Annotated in this window: 17 protein-coding genes; 3 read left to right on the top strand and 14 right to left on the bottom strand. The window is 73.4% G+C overall.

Annotated elements, in window-relative coordinates; genetic code table 11:
- Positions 1 to 10: 10 nt before the first annotated feature.
- Genes CLV43_RS29920 through CLV43_RS29875 form a run of 10 tightly spaced genes read right to left on the bottom strand, consistent with a single transcriptional unit; the run spans position 11 to position 8293 of the window.
- Positions 11 to 949 carry an ATP-binding cassette domain-containing protein gene (locus tag CLV43_RS29920; protein WP_425445781.1) on the bottom strand — a complete coding sequence of 313 codons (939 nt, stop codon included), beginning with the start codon at positions 947 to 949 and terminating at the stop codon, positions 11 to 13.
- Positions 949 to 1317 carry a holo-ACP synthase gene (locus CLV43_RS29915; RefSeq protein WP_106191171.1) on the bottom strand — a complete coding sequence of 123 codons (369 nt, stop codon included), beginning with the start codon at positions 1315 to 1317 and terminating at the stop codon, positions 949 to 951. The genes CLV43_RS29920 and CLV43_RS29915 overlap by 1 nt, the downstream gene beginning before the upstream one ends.
- On the bottom strand, positions 1301 to 2515 hold the full coding sequence (locus tag CLV43_RS29910) for an acyl-CoA dehydrogenase family protein (RefSeq protein WP_106191169.1): 1215 nt from the start codon (positions 2513 to 2515) through the stop codon (positions 1301 to 1303). The genes CLV43_RS29915 and CLV43_RS29910 overlap by 17 nt, the downstream gene beginning before the upstream one ends.
- Positions 2512 to 3039: an acyl-CoA dehydrogenase family protein gene (locus CLV43_RS29905; RefSeq protein WP_106191167.1), complete on the bottom strand. Its 528-nt coding sequence runs from the start codon at positions 3037 to 3039 to the stop codon at positions 2512 to 2514. Before CLV43_RS29905 ends, CLV43_RS29910 begins: the two co-directional genes overlap by 4 nt.
- A complete protein-coding gene (locus tag CLV43_RS29900; protein ID WP_106191165.1) occupies positions 3036 to 3848 on the bottom strand; it encodes a hypothetical protein in 813 nt (270 codons plus the stop codon). Before CLV43_RS29900 ends, CLV43_RS29905 begins: the two co-directional genes overlap by 4 nt.
- 1 nt (position 3849) lies before the next feature.
- A complete protein-coding gene (locus CLV43_RS29895) occupies positions 3850 to 4107 on the bottom strand; it encodes an acyl carrier protein (RefSeq protein ID WP_106191163.1) in 258 nt (85 codons plus the stop codon).
- Positions 4108 to 4122: 15 nt separating this feature from the next.
- Complete coding sequence (locus CLV43_RS29890; protein WP_106191161.1) at positions 4123 to 5382, bottom strand: type III PLP-dependent enzyme domain-containing protein; 1260 nt, start codon at positions 5380 to 5382, stop codon at positions 4123 to 4125.
- Positions 5379 to 6728 (bottom strand): preATP grasp domain-containing protein, encoded by a 1350-nt coding sequence (locus tag CLV43_RS29885; protein ID WP_106191160.1) that lies wholly within the window; start codon positions 6726 to 6728, stop codon positions 5379 to 5381. Before CLV43_RS29885 ends, CLV43_RS29890 begins: the two co-directional genes overlap by 4 nt.
- Positions 6725 to 7687 carry a ketoacyl-ACP synthase III family protein gene (locus CLV43_RS29880; RefSeq protein ID WP_106191159.1) on the bottom strand — a complete coding sequence of 321 codons (963 nt, stop codon included), beginning with the start codon at positions 7685 to 7687 and terminating at the stop codon, positions 6725 to 6727. The genes CLV43_RS29885 and CLV43_RS29880 overlap by 4 nt, the downstream gene beginning before the upstream one ends.
- 48 nt (positions 7688 to 7735) lie before the next feature.
- Positions 7736 to 8293 carry a GNAT family N-acetyltransferase gene (locus tag CLV43_RS29875; RefSeq protein WP_170156069.1) on the bottom strand — a complete coding sequence of 186 codons (558 nt, stop codon included), beginning with the start codon at positions 8291 to 8293 and terminating at the stop codon, positions 7736 to 7738.
- Between the two features lie 139 nt (positions 8294 to 8432).
- Here CLV43_RS29875 and CLV43_RS29870 point away from each other — a divergent pair, with 139 nt between their 5' ends.
- From CLV43_RS29870 to CLV43_RS29860, 3 genes are all read left to right on the top strand, one after another.
- Positions 8433 to 10094, top strand: coding sequence for a condensation domain-containing protein (locus CLV43_RS29870; protein WP_106191156.1), 1662 nt, complete (start codon positions 8433 to 8435; stop codon positions 10092 to 10094).
- Between the two features lie 44 nt (positions 10095 to 10138).
- Complete coding sequence (locus tag CLV43_RS47255; RefSeq protein WP_146174959.1) at positions 10139 to 11086, top strand: GNAT family N-acetyltransferase; 948 nt, start codon at positions 10139 to 10141, stop codon at positions 11084 to 11086.
- 88 nt (positions 11087 to 11174) lie between these two features.
- Positions 11175 to 12590 (top strand): MFS transporter, encoded by a 1416-nt coding sequence (locus CLV43_RS29860; RefSeq protein ID WP_106191154.1) that lies wholly within the window; start codon positions 11175 to 11177, stop codon positions 12588 to 12590.
- A 126-nt stretch (positions 12591 to 12716) separates the two neighbouring features.
- Here the strand turns inward: CLV43_RS29860 and CLV43_RS29855 are convergent, their stop codons facing one another.
- The 4 genes from CLV43_RS29855 to CLV43_RS29840 all read right to left on the bottom strand — a co-directional run bounded on the left by CLV43_RS29855 (position 12717) and on the right by CLV43_RS29840 (position 18646).
- Positions 12717 to 14078: an IS701 family transposase gene (locus CLV43_RS29855; protein WP_106191152.1), complete on the bottom strand. Its 1362-nt coding sequence runs from the start codon at positions 14076 to 14078 to the stop codon at positions 12717 to 12719.
- Positions 14079 to 14308: 230 nt separating this feature from the next.
- Positions 14309 to 14737: a hypothetical protein gene (locus CLV43_RS29850; protein ID WP_106191150.1), complete on the bottom strand. Its 429-nt coding sequence runs from the start codon at positions 14735 to 14737 to the stop codon at positions 14309 to 14311.
- Positions 14738 to 14788: 51 nt separating this feature from the next.
- Positions 14789 to 17635: an ATP-binding protein gene (locus CLV43_RS50145; protein WP_281262185.1), complete on the bottom strand. Its 2847-nt coding sequence runs from the start codon at positions 17633 to 17635 to the stop codon at positions 14789 to 14791.
- A 90-nt stretch (positions 17636 to 17725) separates the two neighbouring features.
- The gene (locus tag CLV43_RS29840) at positions 17726 to 18646 is read right to left on the bottom strand and encodes a bifunctional helix-turn-helix transcriptional regulator/GNAT family N-acetyltransferase (protein ID WP_106191147.1); all 921 of its coding nucleotides are present in this window, start codon (positions 18644 to 18646) and stop codon (positions 17726 to 17728) included.
- Positions 18647 to 18740: the final 94 nt, after the last annotated feature.

The following is an 18740-nucleotide window of genomic DNA, read 5'->3' as shown; positions in this document are numbered from 1 at the left end:
GGTGTTCCCCTCACCCGATCGCCGTCCGAACGGGAACCTCGTCGGTCAACGGGTTCCCCGTCACCGCCCGGAAGACGTCGTCCAGCGTCGGCCGGTGCAGCTGGATCGACCTCGCCGTGAACCCGGCGCCGTCGAGCGTCCGCAGCAGTTCCGCCAGCACCCGGTCCCCGTCGCTCACGGTCAGCCGCAGCACCGTGCCGTCGTCGACCACCGTCCGCACGGCCGGGTGCGCGGCCAGGACCCGCGCGGCCGCCCGGTCGACGTCGACGACCACCACGTCGCCGTGCAGGCTCCGCTTGAGCTCGTCCGACGTCCCCGCCGCCACGACGACCCCGCGGTCGACCACCAGCAGCCGGTCGCACAACGCGTCGGCTTCGTCGAGGTAGTGCGTGGTCAGCAGGACCGTCGTGCCGTGCAACGCCCGCAGGTGGTCCCACAGGTCGTCGCGGCTGCTCGGGTCGAGCCCGAGGCTCGGCTCGTCCAGGAACAGCAGCGCGGGGGAGTGGACCATCCCCAGGGCGATGTCGAGCTTGCGCCGCTGGCCGCCCGACAGCGTGCCGACGGTCCGGTTCTCCAGACCCGCCAGGCCGAGCAGTTCGCACAGCTCCCGCGCACGGCGGCGCGCGGTGGTCCGGTCGACCCGGTACAGCTCGGCCTGGAGCACCAGCTCCTCCGCGACCCGGCACCGCGGTTCGGTGCCGCCGCTCTGCGCCACGTACCCGATCCGCCGCCGCACCAGCGCCTGCTCGGTGAGCAGGTCGGCGCCCGCGACCGTGGCGGTGCCGGAAGTGGGGCGCAGCAACGTGGTCAGCATCCGCAGCGTCGTGGTCTTGCCCGCCCCGTTGGGGCCGAGGAGGCCGACGGTCTCGCCCTCCTCGACCCGCAGGTCCACCCCGCGCACGGCCTCCACGTCGCCGAACGACCGCCGCAGCCCGCGCGCGTCGATGATCACCAGCCCACCGCCACGGCCGCCACGAGCTCCCCCTTGTGCGTGATCGACACGGTGACCCGCGAGATCCCGGCGGCGTCCGCGGCGGTGCAGGCGCTGTCGCGCAACAACACCGCGGGCGCGCCGGACGGGTCGCGGGTCACCGCGATGTGGCTGGGCACGACACCCTGGAACAGCCCGGTGCCGAGCACCTTGAGCACCGCCTCCTTGGCGGCGAACCGGCCTGCCAGGAACTCCGCGCCCCGCTCCGCCGCCAACGACTCCGCGTGCGCCAGCTCGGCGTCGGCGAAGGCGAAGCGGCGGAACCACCTCCGCGTCAGCAACCCGTCCAGCTCGTGGCGGGTCAGCAGGTCAATGCCGAGGCGCATCGGCGTGCCCCGCGGCCGGGAAGTAGTCGCTCTTCAGCAGGCCCTGGAACACCGACAGCCGGTGCAGGTTGCTGGTGCCCTCCATGAACTCGAACGCCCGCAGGTCCCGGTAGGCCTTCTCCAGCCACGGGTGCTCGATCAGCGACGCCGGGCCGAGCAGCTCGGCGGCCAGCAGGGTCGCCCGTTCGCCGAGCTGCGCGGCGCGCATCTTCACCGTGCCGATCCGGTGCGCGTTCACCACGCCGCGGTCGACGTCGGCCGCCACGTCGTACATCATCCGGCGCACGGCGGCGATCCGGTCGAGCAGCGCGTCCACCCTGGCCTGGTCGGCCTTGGGCAGCACCGGCCGGTGCTCGGCGAGGTAGTCGCACGCGGCCTGGGTGAGGCCCAGCGTCATCGCGCCGAGGCCGGGCCGGAACCGCAGCAGCGCGTGCAGGGCGCCGTAGATGCCGCGGCGGCTGGGCGTGCGGTGCCTGCCCAGGACCCGGTCGGCCGGGACGCGCACGGCGTCGAACCGCAGGTGGCTGATCCGCGCCCCGCGCAGGCCGACCATCGGCAGCAGCTCACCGCTGAACCCCTCGGCCGACGGGTCGACCACGACGGCCTCGATGCCCCACGGACCCGGCGCGCGGCGGCAGAACACGACGCCGATCTGCGCGCGGGCGCCGTTGCCGATGTACTTCTTCTCGCCGTGCAGCAGCCAGCCGTCGCCGTCGGGCGCCGGGGTCAGCCGGGTGTCCAGCTCCAGCGCCGCCGAGCCCTTGCCGGGTTCGGTGAGCCCGAAGAAGGTCCACGTTGGGCCGTCGTCGACGCGTCCGAAGAACTGCTCGCGCTGGGCGTCGTCACCCAGCTCGCGCACGACGTCGCGGCACAGCCCCGCGCCTGGACCGGCGAGGATCGCGCCGGGGTCGCCGTGCGACAACGCCTCCAGCACCACGCACAGCGCCGTGCACGTCGGGTCGAACGCGTCCACGACCAGGTCGCCGGTCTGGTACTCCGGCGGCGTGAACACCTGGCCCAGCACCCCGAACGCGGGCAGGTGCAGGAAGTCGCGGATCGAGTCGGGGTCGCGGTCCAGCGCCACGCCGACCTCGCGGAACGACGGCGCCACCTCGCGGCACTGCGCGTGCAGCCTCCGCAGCGGTCCGTCGAGCGCGTCGGCGCCGCGCTCTACCCCGGTGCTCAGCAGGCCGGTCATCGGTCCTCCTCGCCGGGGTGCAGGTAGACGTTCCCGGTGACCTCGGCCAGGTGCAGCTCGCCGCCGGGTCCGGTGACCAGGAAGCTGCTGGCCCCCAACAGGGTCAGCAGCAGCCGACCGGCCGCGGTGAGGCCCTGGTGCGCGCGCCACCTGGACGCCGGGTCGTCCGGGCGCAGCGCCTCGCTCTCCCGGATCTCGACGGCCACGTCGGCCAGCGACGCCTGCACGAGCTGGCGGTCCAGCAGCGTGGTGTCGCCGGACGTGCGCCCGTTGAGGTGCTCGACGGCGTGGTCGATGCCGCGCCGCAGGAGCTGCCGGTGCAGGTCCAGCAGCCCGTCGGCGAACCGCTCCAGCACCAGGGGGTCGTCCGGGTCCCGGCGTCCGACGCCGAGTCCGAACCGGGTCAGCGGGTGGTCGCCCGCGATGCTCTCGCCGGAGGCGATGACGACGCCCGAGGCCGAGGCGACGAGGTGGTCGCCCGCGGTGCGGTCGTGCAGCGCGTCCAGCAGCGCCGGGTAGCTCACGTGGGGTCCTCCGTGTCGGTGTGCCGCAGCAGGGCGGCGTGGCTGCGCCCGGTGCGCGGGTCGGTGTCGCACAGGACGATCGCGTCGTGCTCGGCGGCCCACCGCTCGTGGTGCCGGGCCAGGTCGAGCCACAGGCTCGTGCAGTAGGAGCCGGGTGCGACCCGGTGGTGCGGCCGCCCGGTCGCCTCGACCACGGCGGCGTCGGTCCACGGACCGGCCACCACCAGCGGCCGGTCGCCCCGCACTGTGTCGAGGAGCAGGTCGGCAAGGTCACCCGCGGGCGGCAGCGCGGCCACCTCCCACGAGCCCCTTCCGCCGCCCAGCACCAGGACCGCGGCGGTGTCGGCCAGCGCCCCGTCGCGTGCGAGCGGCTCGTCCTGCCCGAACGTCGACTGCTCCACCACGACCAGCGCGAGCTCGCGGCAGCGGCCGGAGCGGGCGTAGGCGCCGCCGACGCGCAGGGCGGTGAACGGTGCCCGCAGGCCCTGGTCGGAGATGGCGAAGTTCTCCGACCCGCCGCCGACCAGCTTGTCCACGTGCCCGCCGATCGAGCGGAACGGGTAGTGGTCGGGCAGCCCGTGGGCGATGATCACCAGGTCCGGCCTCGGCGGTTCGGCCAGCCCGTCCAGCGCCCGCGCGGCCAGCTCCTGGAAGCCGATGTTGGCGCCCTGCTCCAGGAACCTCTCGTCGAACGGGACGCCGAACGGCGCCAGCAGGTCCCGCTGGTAGGACACCAGCCAGTCGTCGCGCCGGTAGGGGTGGCGGTGGTCGGCGACGAACGCGCTCGCCGCCCGGAGCGTCAGGCCCATGTCATACCGACACGTCGAGGTTGCCCTCGATGTAGTCGGCCAGCGTGCCGATGGTCTGGAAGTTCTCCATCTGCAACGACTCCGGGTCGACCTCGATCCCGGTCTGGTCCTCCAGGGCCATCAGCAGGGTCAGCACCGACGTGGAGTCCAGGTGCAGGTCCTCGAACAGCCGGGTCTCCTCCGTCACCTCGGAGTACTCCCGCTGCATGATCTCGGACAGGGCGTTGACGATGGTCTTGACCACGCTCGGACGATCCATTGCGGACTCCCTTTGTCAGGTGGGGATGAGCTCCTGCTTGCCCAGCAGGTCCTCGACGGTGTCGCGGCGGCGCACCAGGTGCGGCGTGCCGTCGAGCACCAGCACCTCGGCCGGGAAGCCGTGGCCGAGGAACAGGCCGGGGGAGGCGGTGGGGCCGTACGCGCCGGAGCGCTCGACGCCGATCAGGTCGCCCGCGTGCACCTCGGGCAGCGCGACCTGCTTGGCGACCACGTCGTTCGGCGTGCACAGCGGCCCGGTGATGTTGTAGGGCCGGAACGCGGGCTCGGCGTAGCGGGTCAGCGACCGCACCGGGAAGTTGCGCTTCACGAAGCTGCCGATGCCCACCGCGGCCATGTGGTGGTTCGTGCCGCCGTCGGCGACGACGAACCACTCGCCCATGGACTCCTTGACGTACCGCGCGCGCACCACGTAGGTCCCGCACCAGCCGACCAGGTACCGGCCCAGCTCGGTGATCACCCGGCAGTCGCCCTGCCGGTCGAGGAACCCGGCGACGGCGCTGTTCACGCCCGCGGCGAGCAGGTCGACGTCGAGGTCCTTCTCGTTCTCGAAGTACGGCACGCCCAGCCCGCCGCCGACGTCCACCGTCCGCAGGTCGAAGGCCAGCTCGACGGACAGCTCCTCGGCGGCGGCGAGGATGCCGCGGGTGTTGTGCACGACGTCCTCGGCGTCCAGGATCCGGGTGCCCATGTACCCGTGCACCCCGATGATCTCCACGTGCCGCAACGACTTCAGGAACGACCGCGACCGCAGCAGCACGTCCTGGTCCATGCCGAACTGGCGGGGCTTGCCGCCCATGGCGAGCCGCGCGCCCTTGGACTCGAACGACGGGTTCACCCGCAGCATGACCCGCGCCCCGCCGGGCACCCGCAGGTCGTTGACCTGCTCCAGCTCGTCGAACGACTCGCACACGATCGCGTGCACGCCCTGGTCGACGCACGCCCGCAGCTCCTCGGCGGACTTGCCGGGGCCGAGGAAGATGACGTCCTCCGGCGCGGCACCGGCCCGGCGCGCGGTCACGAGCTCGACCAGCGACGACACCTCGATGCCCGCGCCCAGCGAGCGGAGCACCGCGCACACGCTGACGTTCGGGTTCGCCTTGGCGGAGTACAGGATGTCCACCCGCGGGTCGAGCCGCTCGCGCAGCGAGAGGTACACGTCGCGCAGCACGTCGCCGTCGTAGAGGTAGAGCGGTGTGCCGAACCGCTCCGCCAACTCGCTGATCGGGTGTCCCTGGACGGTGTACTCGCTCGTCATCGGCTCTCCAGCGTGGTGAGTGCGGTCTGGGTGGCGGCGTCCAGCGCGGCGAGCCGGGACCGGTCGGGGGCGACGAGGACGGCGTACAGGCGGCCCTCGAACGGCGCGTCGTCGGCCGCGTTGGCGTTGACCGTGCCCGCGCAGGTGACGACGACCCGTTCGCCGTCGCGCTCGTCCAGCAGCGCCCCGAGGGTGGCGCGGACGTGGTCGAACGGGAGCCGTCCGTCCAGCCGCAGGGTGTAGTGCCTGGCGAGGGCGGTGTGGCCGGGCGGCAGCAAGCGTTCGGTCACGCCGCCCTGGTAGGTGGACATGTTCAGCCGCGCGTTGATCTCCAGCAGCGGGTACAGCACGCCGTCCGCGCCGAGGATCGCGTCCACCCCGGCGACTCCGCTGAACCCGTCGGCGTGCAGCCGCGCGCCGATGACGTCCGCGGCGCGCCGCAGCTCCTCGTGGTGGTGCGGCGGGAGCTCGGCGGGCACGAGGTGGCCCTTGTGCACGCCGTCCTCGGTCAGCGCCTGCTTGACGAAGTCGAACGCCACGGCGCCGTCGCGGCCGACGGTGAACTGGTAGTTGAGGTCGAACCTCTTGGGCAGCCAGCGTTCCACGACCACGTGCAGCCGGTCGTCGCCGGTGCGGGCGGCCCGGCGGGTGACCAGCTTCCGGACCCCGGCGACCTTCACGGCGGCGTCCAGCACCACGAGCCCCTTGCCGGACACGCCGTAGGCGTCCTTGACGACGACCCGTTCCCCTTGCGCCACCAGCGGTTCCAGCTCGTCGAGCACGGCGAGGAACTCGGCGGTGGTCTCGCACTCGAAGCCGGGCACCGGGCGCAGCCCGCCCGCCGCGGCCACCCGGCGGCCGTAGATCTTGCTGTTGACCCGTTCGAACACCTCGGCGCCCGGCACGGCCAGCGGCAGCCCGGTCTCCTCGGCCAGCTTCTGCTCCGGCACCGTGGTGCCCATCGGCAGCAGGACGCCGTCGATGCCGCCGAGCCTGGCCAGTAGTTCGGGGGAGGCCAGGGCGTTCTCGGTGGTCGACCGGGCGGGGTCGACGTTCTCCGGCACCAGCACGGTCGGCAGCGCGAAGCCCAGGTCCTCCGCGTAGCGCCGGAAACCGGGGTCGACGTCCTCGGACACCACCAGGTAGTCGTCCGGTCCGCCGAGCAGCACCCCCAGCTCCTCCATCCGCCGCACCAGCCGGGTGGACGCCGAGAACGGCACGCTCGGCAGGCCGAGGTATCGCTCGGCCCAGAACGCCTCCGCCTCGAAGTTGCACACCAGCACGAGCGGTGTCGACCCGTCGCCGGTGAGCGCCTTCTTGATCCCCCGCAGGTAGTCCGTGGTCATGTCGTCCCTCCGCCGCGGTGCTCGATCACCATCGCCGCGTAGGTGGCCCCCAGGCCCACCGACGTCAGCAGGTACAGGCCGCCCTCGACCAGCCGCCCCTCGTCGCGCAGGGTGGCGTAGTTGAGGAACGGGTCGGCGCAGCAGCAGTGGCTGTAGCGCCCGATGTTGTCGAAGAACGCCCGCGACCGGTCGACGCCCAGCTCGTCGAGCGTGCGCCACCAGAGCAGCTTGCTCACGTTGTGCGGCACGAGCATCGTGATGTCGTCCAGGGTGAGCCCGGCCCGCGACAGGGCCTTGTGGACGGCCTCGGCCAGGAACGCGGTGTAGTTGTCGTTGAACTCGGTGACCAGGTCGTCGGCCAGGTACACGCCGTCCGACAGCAGCACCTGCGTCCTGGTCGCGTAAGCCCGGACCACGTCACCGCTGCCGCCCGCGCCGACCAGGCACGCCGTGGACGCCTCGCCGAGGATGGTGGTGTTGTTGACGACCCGGAACCGCGCGGTGACGGGCTTCTCGCCGGTGATCACCAGCGCACGGGCGTCCGGGTCGTCCTCGGAGCGCAGCAGCTCGCCCGCGATGTCGACCGCGGCCAGCCCGCTCGCGCAGTGCTGCTGGGTGACCGCGAACGCCTCGGCGTCGACCAGCCCGAGCGCCCGCCGGATCACGTCGGAGGCGTCGACGTGCGACGGCGTGACGTCCAGGACGGTGTGCGCGAACAGCAGGTACCTGATCGCGCCGGGGTCCGGGGTCGCCTTGACGACGAGCTCCGCCGCGGCGGTCACGAGCCCGAACAGGTCGAGCTGGGTGTCCTGGTGCAACCGGTCGAACCCGTGGATGTTGCGGAACATCCGCACCACGTACCTGTGCAGCCCCAACGACTCCCCGACGTCCTCGATGGGGACCGAGCGGCCCGGTGCGAAGGCGGCGATCCGCTCCAAGGTGGTGACCCGACTGGACATGGCGCCGACGTTAGGCAGGTTGTCCAGACCACAGCATGAGGGGAATCCCTACACCCGCACCCTGCGCAGCGGCTTGAGGAGGCAGTCGAAGACGGGACCGGCGGGGGTGAACGCGGTCGTGGCCACCGGCGTCCACCCCCAGCGCAGGTAGGCCGACCGGGCGGGCTCGTTGCCCGGCTCGACGCACATCAGCCCGCGCTCCTCGCCGCGGGACCGCAGGAACTCGTCGTGCAGGGTGCGGGCGATCCCCCTGCCCCGCCACGGCGCGCGGACCATGATCTCCTGGATGAACACGGTCCGCGCACCGGTCTCCTCGGTGGTCTCGGCGGGCAGGACGTCCTTGAGCGGCGACCACCAGCGGGTGTGGCCGGGCAGCGCGAACCCGTAGAGGTACCCGGCGGTCTCGTCGCCGTCCTCCGCCGCGAGCAGGCTGAACCCCGGCTGCCGCGACGCGACCGCCAGCCGGTCGCGGAACCGGTCGTCGGCGTAGTACGGGACGCCCCGGAACGGCGGCTCGGCGTGGACCTCGCCGTGCACGCGCACGGCCTCGTCCAGCACCGCGCGCGTCGCGTCCGCGTCGCGGCTGCGCAGCGTGACTGGTCTCATGGCACCCGATCCTGACCGCCGGACGGCGCCGCGGTCCATGCCGCGACACCCGATTCCGCCGAGGACAAGGGTTTTCCCCCATGCTGCGGCGGGGCGCGCCGGCTAGCGTCGGCACGGGTGTCAGCCTCGGGAGGCAGCGATGGGACAACTGCGCGTCGACTTCACCGGTGCCCGCGCCGGACGGGCGCCGGTCACGCTCGGGCAGGGCAACGTGCTGGAGTGGATCGGCGAGCAGCGGCAGGAGCGCTCGGACGTCCTGTGCCGCTTCGTCCCGGTGCCCGACGGCGTGACGGCCGCCGACGTCGCCGAGTCGTTGCGCGTGCTGCTGGTCCGGCACGAGGCCCTGCGCACCACCGTCCTGCCCGGTGACCGGCCCGAGCAGGTCGTCGCGCGGGAGGGGACGCTGCTCGTCGACGTGGTCGAGCTGGACGGGCCCGACGTCGAGCCGGTGCTGCGGGAGCGGCTGGCCGGGTCGCCCTTCGACTACGGCGAGGACCTGCCGCTGCGGGTCGCGGTCGCCACCCGTTCCGGTGTACCGCACCTGGTCGCGCTCGCGTTGTCGCACCTGGCCACGGACTTCGCGAGCATCGAGCTCGTGGCCGGCCAGCTCGTCGCACTGCTCGCCGACCCCGCGTCGCGGGTGGTCGGGCCCACCGGGCACCAGCCGCTCGACCAGGCCGAGCGCGAGGCCACCGAGCCCGCCCGACGCCGGGCCGCGGCCGCCCTGCGGTTCTGGGAGGCGCAGCTCCGCCGGATGCCGCAGTGCGTGTTCTCGGTGCCGCCGGTGGGGGAGGAGGGCTGTCGCGAGGGGTACCTGAGGTCGCGGGCCGCCGGGCTGGCGCTGCCCGCGATCGTGGCCAGGACCGGGGTCTCCCACTCCACCGTGCTGCTCGCGGCCGCCGCCACGCTGCTCGCGGTGCACACCGGCAACGCGCGCGGGGCGTTGGTGTCCATCTGCGGCAACAGGTTCCGCCCCGGCATGGCGGAGTACGTCGGGACGATCGCCCAGGACGCGCTGGTGCCGTTCGAGCTCGGGTCGTCCACTGTGGACGACGTGGTCCGCGGCGTTCGGCTCGCGACGATGAACGCCTACCGCTACAGCCAGTTCGAGGCCAGGAGGCTGTGGCCGATCATGGACGCGGTGGCCGCCGAGCGCGGGACCCGGTTCCAGCGCGACTGCGTGTTCAACGACGTGGGCGCGCACCGGGAGCAACGCCCGGTCGACACGACCCCGCCCGACGCGGCCCTGCTGGCGGCGGCGGGACCGGACACGGTCTTCTCCTGGCTGCCCGCGACCTCCTACCCGGTGGCGTTCTACTTCACCGTGGTCAGCGCGGGCCAGGACGTGGAGATCGCGCTGTACGCCGACACCCGGTACCTGCCGCCCGCGGCGATCGAGGCGTTCCTGCGCGGGGTCGAGGCGCTGCTGGTCGCCTCCGCCGACCGCGCGGTGCCGGTGTCGGAGGTGCCCGCGGTGACCGGGGTCGTGCCGGTGCGGCGCGGGCCTGGCTGGGTGCGCGTGGACTCGTGCTGGGTCGAGCTGGACGCGGCGAGCCGGGTGCTGGCCGAGGCCACCGGCGGGGTCGCGCGGGTGTTCGGCGGCACCGAGCTGGTCGGGTACGTCGTGGCGGACGAGAAGCCGGAGGCGATCCACGAGAAGTGCCTGGCCCTGCTGCCCGGTCGGTACACGGCGATGGCGCCCGGCCGGTACGTCGTGTGCGAGCGCGCCCCGGACGACCCCGCGGACCGGGCCGCGTGGGCCGGGGTGCCGGTGGTCGCCGAAGGGACCGGCCGACCGTAGAAATGCCGTTGCGACCGGGTGCCCGCCGAGTCGACAGTGGTCGCATGGTCGTGGTGCGGGTGCTCGGGGTCGACGACTGGGCGGACTGGCGGGAGCTCCGCCTCATGGCGTTGCGGGAGGCGCCGGGCGCGTTCGGCGCGAAGCTCGCGGACTGGCTCGGCGAGGGCGACGTGGAGCGGCGGTGGCGCACCCGGCTCGGCGGCGGCACGCACAACCTGCTGGCCTACCTGGACGGCAGGCCCGCGGGCATGGTCAGCGGCACCAGGCCCGACCACGGCGGCACGGTCGGCCTGATCTCGATGTGGGTGGCGCCGTTCGCCCGCGGCCGCGGGGTCGGCGACGCGCTCGTGGACGCGGTGGTCGACTGGGCCGAGGAGCACGCGACCGGTCGGGTCGTCCTGCTCGTGCTGCGGGACAACGACCGCGCCCGTGCCCTCTACCGGCGGCACGGGTTCCTCGACGCGGACACCGGCGACGACGCCGAACGCCGCATGGTCCGCCACCCGTCGCGCTCCTGGCTCTCCCCGCGCGCCGAGGTCCGCCCCTCCCCGATCGACGGCCTCGGCCTGTTCGCCACCTCCCCGATCCCCGCGGGCGAGGTCGTGCTGCGGCTGGGCGGCGTGCTCATCGACGACGACGCCCTGGCCGCGCTCACCCCGCCCTACAGCAGCCTGACCGTCGCCCACGGCCACCACCTGCTCCTGGACCCCGTCCACCCCGCCCGCTACGGCAACCACTCCTGCGACCCGACGCTGTGGCACGCCGACGCGACCACCCTGGTCGCCCGCGCGGACGTCCCGGCGGGCGCGGAGCTGACCGTGGACTACGCCACCCACACCGGCGTCGGGACGTGGCGGATGGACTGCCGCTGCGGGACGTCCCGGTGCCGCGGCGCCGTGACCGGGCAGGACTGGCGCCTGCCGCACCTGCGCCGCCGCTACGGCGGCCACTGGAGCCCACCACTGCTCGACCGCATCGCCGAGGAGCCGTAGGGGAGTTGCACGGGTCACATCCGGCAAATTGCTTCGCATGGGCAAGTAATCTGCTGGTCTGCCACCCACCCCCGTCCGAAGGTCCTCCATGACATCGGTCAGCCTCGAACAGCCGTCGACCGCCGTCCGCGCCCCGCGCGCGCTCACCCCGACGCTCGTCTACATCGGCCTGCTGATCGCGGTGGTCAGCAGCCTGGGCGCGCCGCTCATCCCGACGGTGGCGGCGGACTACGACGTGAGCCTGGGCAGCGCGCAGTGGTCGGTCACGCTGACCCTGCTGGTGGGCGCGCTGGCGTCGCCGGTCGTGGGGAAGCTGGGGGACGGCCCGTGGCGGCGGCAGGTGCTGCTCACGGCGCTGGTGGTCCTGCTGGCGGGCAGCGTGCTGGCGGCGTTCCCGCTGCCGTTCGCGCTGATGCTGGCCGGACGGGCCATGCAGGGCGTCGGGCTGGCGCTGCTGCCGCTGCTGATGAGCGTCGCGCGCGACAACCTCGCCCCGGACGCGGCACGGGCGGCGGTGGCGACGCTGTCGGTCACGGCGGTCGTCGGCATCGGTCTCGGCTACCCGCTGATGGGGCTGATCGCCGGGAGCCTCGGGTTCCACGCCGGGTTCTGGCTCGCGGCGGGCCTCGGGGTGGTCGCGATCGCGCTGGTGGCCGTGGTGGTTCCGGCGAGCCCGACGCGGGTGGCCAAGCCGTTCGACGTCGTGGGCACGGTGCTGCTGGGGCCGGGGATCGCCTGCCTGCTGGTCGGGCTGAGCGAGGGGCCGGTCTGGGGCTGGGGGTCGCCGCGCACGCTGGTGGCGTTCGCGGTGGCGGCGGTGCTGCTCGGCGTGTGGTTCCGCCGCGAGCTGCGCACGCCGCACCCGCTGGTGAACCTGCGCCTGATGCGCAACCCGTCGGTGCTGGCCGCGAACGCGACCGGGCTGGTGGCCGGGGTGGGCATGTACATGCTGATGTCGATGGTGATCCGGTACGTCCAGACGCCGACGTCGGAGTCCTACGGGCTCGGCGCGCCGGTCGTCGTGGCCGGGCTGGTGCTGGTGCCGATGTCGGCGTGCAGCTTCGCGGTGAACACGCTGGTCGGCAGGCTCGGTGCGAGCGTGAGCCCGAGGGTGCTGCTGCCCACCGGGGTCGGGATGTTCGCGGTCGCGCTGCTGCTGTTCGCCGTGGCGCGGTCGCGGCTGTGGGAGATGTTCGTGGTGATGGGGTTCGCCGGACTCGGCACCGGGCTGGTGTTCGCGGTGCTGCCGAGGATGGTGGTCGCCGGGGTGCCGATGGAGGAGACCAGCAGCGGGCTCGCCATGCACCAGGTGCTGCGCACGGTCGGTTACTCGGTCGGCAGCGCGCTCAGCGCCACGATCCTGACCGCGCGCACGGTCGCGCCGTCGCGGTTCCCGGACAACGGCGGCTACACGGTGGGGGCCGTCGTGGCGATCGCGCTGTGCGTGGTCGCGGGCGTCGGCGGCCGCCTGCTCCAGGCCCGGCCCGTGCCGCGGGAGCCCTAGTAGTGCTTTGTTAGGTTATTCGGTGGTTGTTGCGATGTAGTGGTTTCACGGTTTGGTGGCAGGTCAGACACACGCCGGTCCAGGTCGCGAGGAGCTGTTGCAGTTCGCGGATGACCTTGTAGAGGGTCAGGCCGGCGCAGCAGCTTTTGGGTCGCCTCGCAGCAGGGTGAGGAACAGGTGTGCGGCGGTGACCAGGGTGACGTGGCGGTGCCAGCCCTGCCAGGAACGGCCTTCGAAGTGGTCCAGGCCAAGGCCGGTCTTGAGTTCGCGGTAGTCGTGTTCGATGCGCCAGCGGATCTTGGCGTAGCGGACGAGGTCGACGGCGCCAGTGCCGGCGGGAAGACTGGACAGCCAGTAGGTGACCGGTTCGGGCTCACCATCGGGCCACTGGGCGATCAGCCACCGCTCGGGCAGGACGCCGTCCTCGCCGTCGCGGGGGACGCGGTGCCCGGCGGGCCGGACCCGCAGGAACACGAACTGGGAGGACAGCGCGCCCTTGCTGCCTTCGCGCCAGGTGAGGGTGAGTGCGGCCTCACGGCCGGCGGCGGCCACGTGCCGGGCCAGGCTGACCGGCTCGTCCGGGTAGACGGGTGTGTCGGCCGGCGGGCGGCCGCACCGGCCCGTGCCGGGCCAGTCCTGTGCGGCGGGAACCGCCTCGCCGGCGTGTGCCAGGGCCTCGCCTTGGAGCTGCACGCTGTAGGCGATGTCGCGGTTGTCGAGCGCGGCCCGGAACCGGCTGTTGTCACCGTAGCCGGCGTCCGCGACCAGCACGGGTGGCCGAAGCCCATGTCCGGCGAGCTTGTCCAGCATCTCGACGACCAGTATCCACTTCGGACGGTGTCCCTCGTCCTCGGGTATGCCGGACCGGTCGCGCCGTGTCCTGGCGGCCTCGGTGACCGCCCGCACGTCCACCTCGACCTCGGCGCCGGTCGGCCCACCGGCCGCCGCGGTGGCTCGTGGCCCGTTCTTCAGTGTCCTGCGCCGCGTGGCGTTGGCCGCTTTGATCGCCGCAGGGCCCGCCTTGGCGGTGTCCCAGGACTCCGGCAGGAACAGCCGCCAGTGCAGTGGGCAGGAGGCGGTGTCGGTGACCGCGTGCACGCTCACCCCGATCTGGCAGTTGGCGACCTTGCCCAGGGTTCCGGAGTATTGCCGGGCCACACCCGGTGAGTTCGTGCCGTCCTTCGGGAAGCCGCTGTCGTCGACCGCCCAGGCCACCGGGCCGATCGCTTCCACCGCGGTGCGGGCCAGTCGCGCCCGCACCGCGTCGGTGTCCCATGTCGAGGTCGTCACGAACTGTTGCAGTCCTTGATGATCCACTCCCAGCCGTTCCGCCATCGGCTGCATCGACTTGCGCCGCCCGTCCAGCAGCAGCCCACGCAGATACGTCTCGCCCTTGGCCCGCTGATCAGACCGGGCCAAGGGCGCGAACACCTCCGCCGCGAAGTCCTCGAGACGTTGCCGGACATGAGCAAGCTCATCAGGAGTCACCGGGACATGAAACCGCCGAGTCTGTCCGGAGTCCCCACGACACGCCGTAACCTAACAAAGCACTACTAGGGCGTGTGTCGAAGTCTCGTTCGATGGGAGTCGCGCCTGAGGTGGTTCCTGGCGGTGCGGCCTGGTGGTCCGCATACCGCTGTTGTATGCGGACCATCAGGCCGTGCCCCCAGGGGCCGCGTCAGGCCCGGCTACCGCGAACACGGACTTCGATACAGGCCCTAGACCCAGTCGGCGGTGTGCCGGTGCCTGCCGAGGCCGACCGCGTCGAACGCGTCCTGGTCCTCCTCCGCCACGACCCCGATCCGCCGCAGGGCTTGGGAGATCGCGGTTCCCTCCGCCGGCGGCTGGTCGCCCTCCTCCAGCTGGACCGGCCCGAAGACGACCTCGCCGCCCTCCCACACGACCGCTCGCTGCGATCCCACGCCTGCCCAGAACTCGGCCTCCACGTAGGCCACCGGCCCGGTCTTGGACCACTCCGCGGCGGAGGCGGCCAGCTCCGCGGTGAGCTTCCAGAACCCCAGCTCGTCACCCGACGGCCCGCGCACCGGCAGCAGCGCCCACCCCGCGGCCAAGGTGGCGAGCGGGGCGTCCGTCGCGGCCCGCAGCAGCTCTTCGCGCGCGATCACGGCCTCGATCACGTAGGTCACGCGGGCATTGTGCCGGACCCGGCCCGCCGGTCCGCCCGCCGGGGCCGGGTCCTAAGTGGACTCCGCCCCGGAAAGCCGTTGCGCCACACCGACCCGCGACTTCACCCCGAGCTTGGTGAACATCCGCGCGAGGTGCGCCTCCACGGTCTTCGCGCTCAGGTACAGCCGCGCGGCGATCTCCCGGTTGGTCAGCCCGTCCGCCACCAGCCGCGCGATCTCCCGTTCCCGCACGGACAACGCGTCTACGGTGCCGACGGCATCCGGCTTGCGGGGACGCGGTGCGCGGGCGCCGAGCCTGCTCTCGCTGTTGCGGACCCGCGTCAGCAGCCACCCGGCGTCGCAGGACGCGTACCCGTTCTTGGCCAGGCCGAACTCGACGCGCGCCCGTTGCAGGTCACCGGCGGCGGACAGGGCGACCGCGGCGACGTCGTGGGCCATCGCCCGGTACAGCGGGGCGCGGGCCTCGGTGAAGCGGTGCACGGCCGCCTCCGCCTCGTCGACCGACAGCGGCAGCTGGCCGCACTCGGCGAGCACCCGCGACCGGGTCAGGTGGGCGAGCCCGCGCTGGAACGGCAGGTCCGTCGCGTCGGCGAGCACCTGGGCGTGCTCGGCCAGGTCGAGCGCCTCGTCCAACGCCCCCAGGTGCGCCTTCGCCACGGCGAGCGACCCGCACCACCGCACGGCGTGCAGCCCGACGACGTCCTTGGGGTCGTCGCCGACGTGCGGCCCGATGTGCTCGGCGGCCTCGCCGGGCCGGTCGGCGAACAGGTGCACGGTCGCGACGAACACGTCGGCCTCCTGCGCCCACCACCGCGACTTCGCGCGCCCCCCGGCGAGCTCGGCGGCGGCCTCCGGACCCCGTTGCCACAGCGCGGAGCGGAGCTCGACGGCGTTGGCCATGGCCGCGGTCTCGGGGCTGCCGATGAGCGCGGAGGTCTCCCGCGCGTCCTCGGCGCGCTGCCGCGACTGCCCCAGCCGACCGGTCCTCGCCTGCAGCGCCGAGTCGACGATGAGCAGGTAGGGCAGCACGGGTGTGTGCCCGCTGGCCCGTGCGACCGCCAGGCCGCGGGTGAGGTGCCGGGCGCTGTCGGCGTAGCGCTCCAGGTGCAGCTCCAGCCACGCCAGCGGCGGCAGCAGGTGCAGGTGCTCGCGCAGCTCGGTGTCGGACAGGCCGTCGACGAGCCGGACCGCGTCGGTGGCCAGGACGCGGGCGGTCGTCGTCTCGGCGCCGTGCAGCGCAGCCAGGCCGAGCAGCGTCGTACCCGCGGCGACCTGGCCCCGGTCGCCCAGCTCCCGCCCCATCTCCACGGCGGTCCGCGCGTGCGCCGCGCACCCGGCCAGGTCGCCGCGCAGCACGTCGGTGGCGGCCAGCTCGACGACCAGCCCGACCCGTTCGACCGGGTCGTCCGGCGACTCCGCCTCCAGCAGCGCCCGAGCCTCGTCCAGCCTGCCCAGCAGCCGGTCCACGACGGCGCAGATCCGCACGGCGACCGCGCGCCGCGGACCTGCCGTCTCCAGCACCTCGTGCAGGATGTCCCGGCTCTCCTCCAGCCGCCCGGTGAGCCCGAGCGCCCTGGCGAGCAGCAGCAGCACCTCCGCCCGCCGCTGCGCGCGTTCGGGCAGCAGCCGCAGCGCGGTGCGGGTCCACTCGACCGCGTGGCCGGGAGCGGTGTCCAACGCCGCGGTCGCGGCCTCCACGAGGGTGTCGATGACATCGTCGTCACCGGCCCGCGCGGCCCGGCTGAGGTGGTGCGCCCGCAGGGGGAGCGGGCCGCCGCGGGCCCGCAGGTACTCCTCCGCGCGGCGGTGGCCGCCGATCCGCCACGCCGGTCCCGCCGACTGGTAGGCGGCGGCCCGCACGAGCGGGTGGCGGAACCGGAACCGCGACCCGGCCGTGTGCACGACGCCCAGCGCCACCAGGTCGTCCAGCGCGCGGAACACCTCGTCCTCCGGCGCGTCCGCGATGCTGGTGACCAGGTCCAGGTCGGCCGGGTCGCCCGCGATGGCGGCCGCCTGCGCGACCAGCCGCCGCATCGCGTCGAGCGAGCGCAGCTCCGTCATCAGCAGCGCCTGCAACCGGTGCGGCATCTCGCCCTCGCCGAGGTGGTCCGGCGCGGCCCCGTCCCGGCCGGTGTGGTCCGGCGCGGCGAGCGCGGCCACGGTCTGGTCGTCCACCCGCGCCAGCGCGTCCAGGTAGAGCGGGTTGCCGCCGCTGGCCGCGAGCAGCAGCCGCCTGCGCCGCGCGGGCACGTCCGGCAGCAGCCGGGCCACGTCCGCGGCCCCCAACGGGCCGGGCGCGAGCCGGGTCACCTCCGCGCGCGTCCTGGCCAGCGCGGCGGGCAGGCCCGGCGGCACGTGGTGGCCGCGGTAGGCCAGCGCCACCAGCAGCGGCACCCTCGGCATGTCCAGCAGGACGTGCTCCAGCAGCTCCAGCGACGCCTCGTCGGCCCAGTGCAGGTCGTCGAGCAGCACGACCAGGCCGGGCGTGCGGGCGTACCGGACGGCCACCCGCCGCACGGCCCGGTACAGCCGGTACCGCTCGGCGCCCGCTGTCACCCCGGTCGCGGGATCGGGGGACAGGGCGTCCACGACCGCGCGCGTCTCGCCGTCGCCACCGGCGGTCGCGAGCCGGTCGACCGCCTCGGCGACCATCCCGAAAGGGACATCGCGCTCGTATTCGCCCGCTCGACCCGATACCAATTCCATTCCGTGGTCTGCGGCCATTCGGGCGAGTTCGTCGAGTAATCGGGTCTTGCCGATTCCGGTTTCGCCGTGGATCTCCACCACTTGCGGACGGCTCTGTGCCAATCGGCCCAAAACCTCGGTGAGTTTGCCTATTTCGTTCCGTCTACCTGCGGTTATGGGTGGCGGGGCTTCCGGGTCGACGACGTTTCCCACTCGGGTTCTCCTCGTTTCCGATCCACGGAAGTCGGAAACGCGATCGTAAGTGAACGGCGGAATGCTGTCGATCACCGCAATGGCGATCGCCTATCGGCTCCATTCGCCGCCGAGCGGGCGCTGCCACGTCTGGCCGATCACGTCGCGTCCGAAGAGCCGGTCCGGCCGCTCCTCCCGCAGGGTGAACCCGGCCCGTTCGTAGACGCGCCGGGCCGAGTCGAGCCCGGCCACGGTCCACAGCGTGATCGACCGGTACCCGGCCCGCTCGGCGAAGCGCAGGCACTCCTCCACCAGGCGCGCGCCGATGCCGAGACCGCGCGCGGACGGCTCCACGAGCAGCAGCCGCAGCTTCGCCGTCGTGTCGTCCAGGCGCACGCACAGCACCGAGCCGACCGGCTCGCCGTCGACCTCCGCGATCCACGCCGCCTCGCGCTCGGGGTCGTGCCCCCGGCCGAAGTCCGCGACGACCTCGGCGACGAGCGCCTCGAACGTGCCGTCGAACCCGCTCTCCTCCGCGTAGCGCACGCCGTGCCGGTGCACGACCCACCCCAGGTCGCCGGGCCGCGGCGGGCGCAGCACGTAGGAGGACGGGGGAGTGCGGCCCAGCACCCGCTGGACGGTCGCCATCGCGGCGGTCAGCCTGCGCCGGTCGGACTCGGGGACGTCCGCCAGCAGGGCGCCCACCTCCGCCGATGACCGCTCGTCCAGCGCGGCGAACACCTCGCGGCCCCGGTCGGTCAGCCCGGCGGACTGGCGGCGGCCGTCGGTGGGGGACGGCTCGCGCACGGCGAGCCCGTCGCGTTCGAACCGGGTGAGGATCCGGCTCAGGTAGCCGGCGTCCACGCCGAGGTCCGCGCGCAGGTCGGTGACCTCGCAGTGGTCGCGGGTGGCCAGCTCGAACAGCACCCTGGCCTCGGTGGCCGAGTACGGGGAGTCGAGGTAGCAGCGGTCGAGCAGGCCGATCACGCGGGTGTAGAAGCGGGTGAACCCGCGGACCTGGCCGACCGTCATCGTTGACCGCCTCAACTGAGTCTTTGACAGAGTCAACGACAATAGCGGACGCGACCACCCGTCCGGGAAACTTGACCCTCACGTCGCGTGAGGT

This window comes from Umezawaea tangerina (assembly GCF_003002815.1).
In the GTDB taxonomy this organism is placed as follows: Bacteria; Actinomycetota; Actinomycetes; order Mycobacteriales; family Pseudonocardiaceae; genus Umezawaea; species Umezawaea tangerina.
Note: the sequence above shows the minus strand (reverse complement) of the source record. Positions and strands in the feature narration are given on the sequence as shown.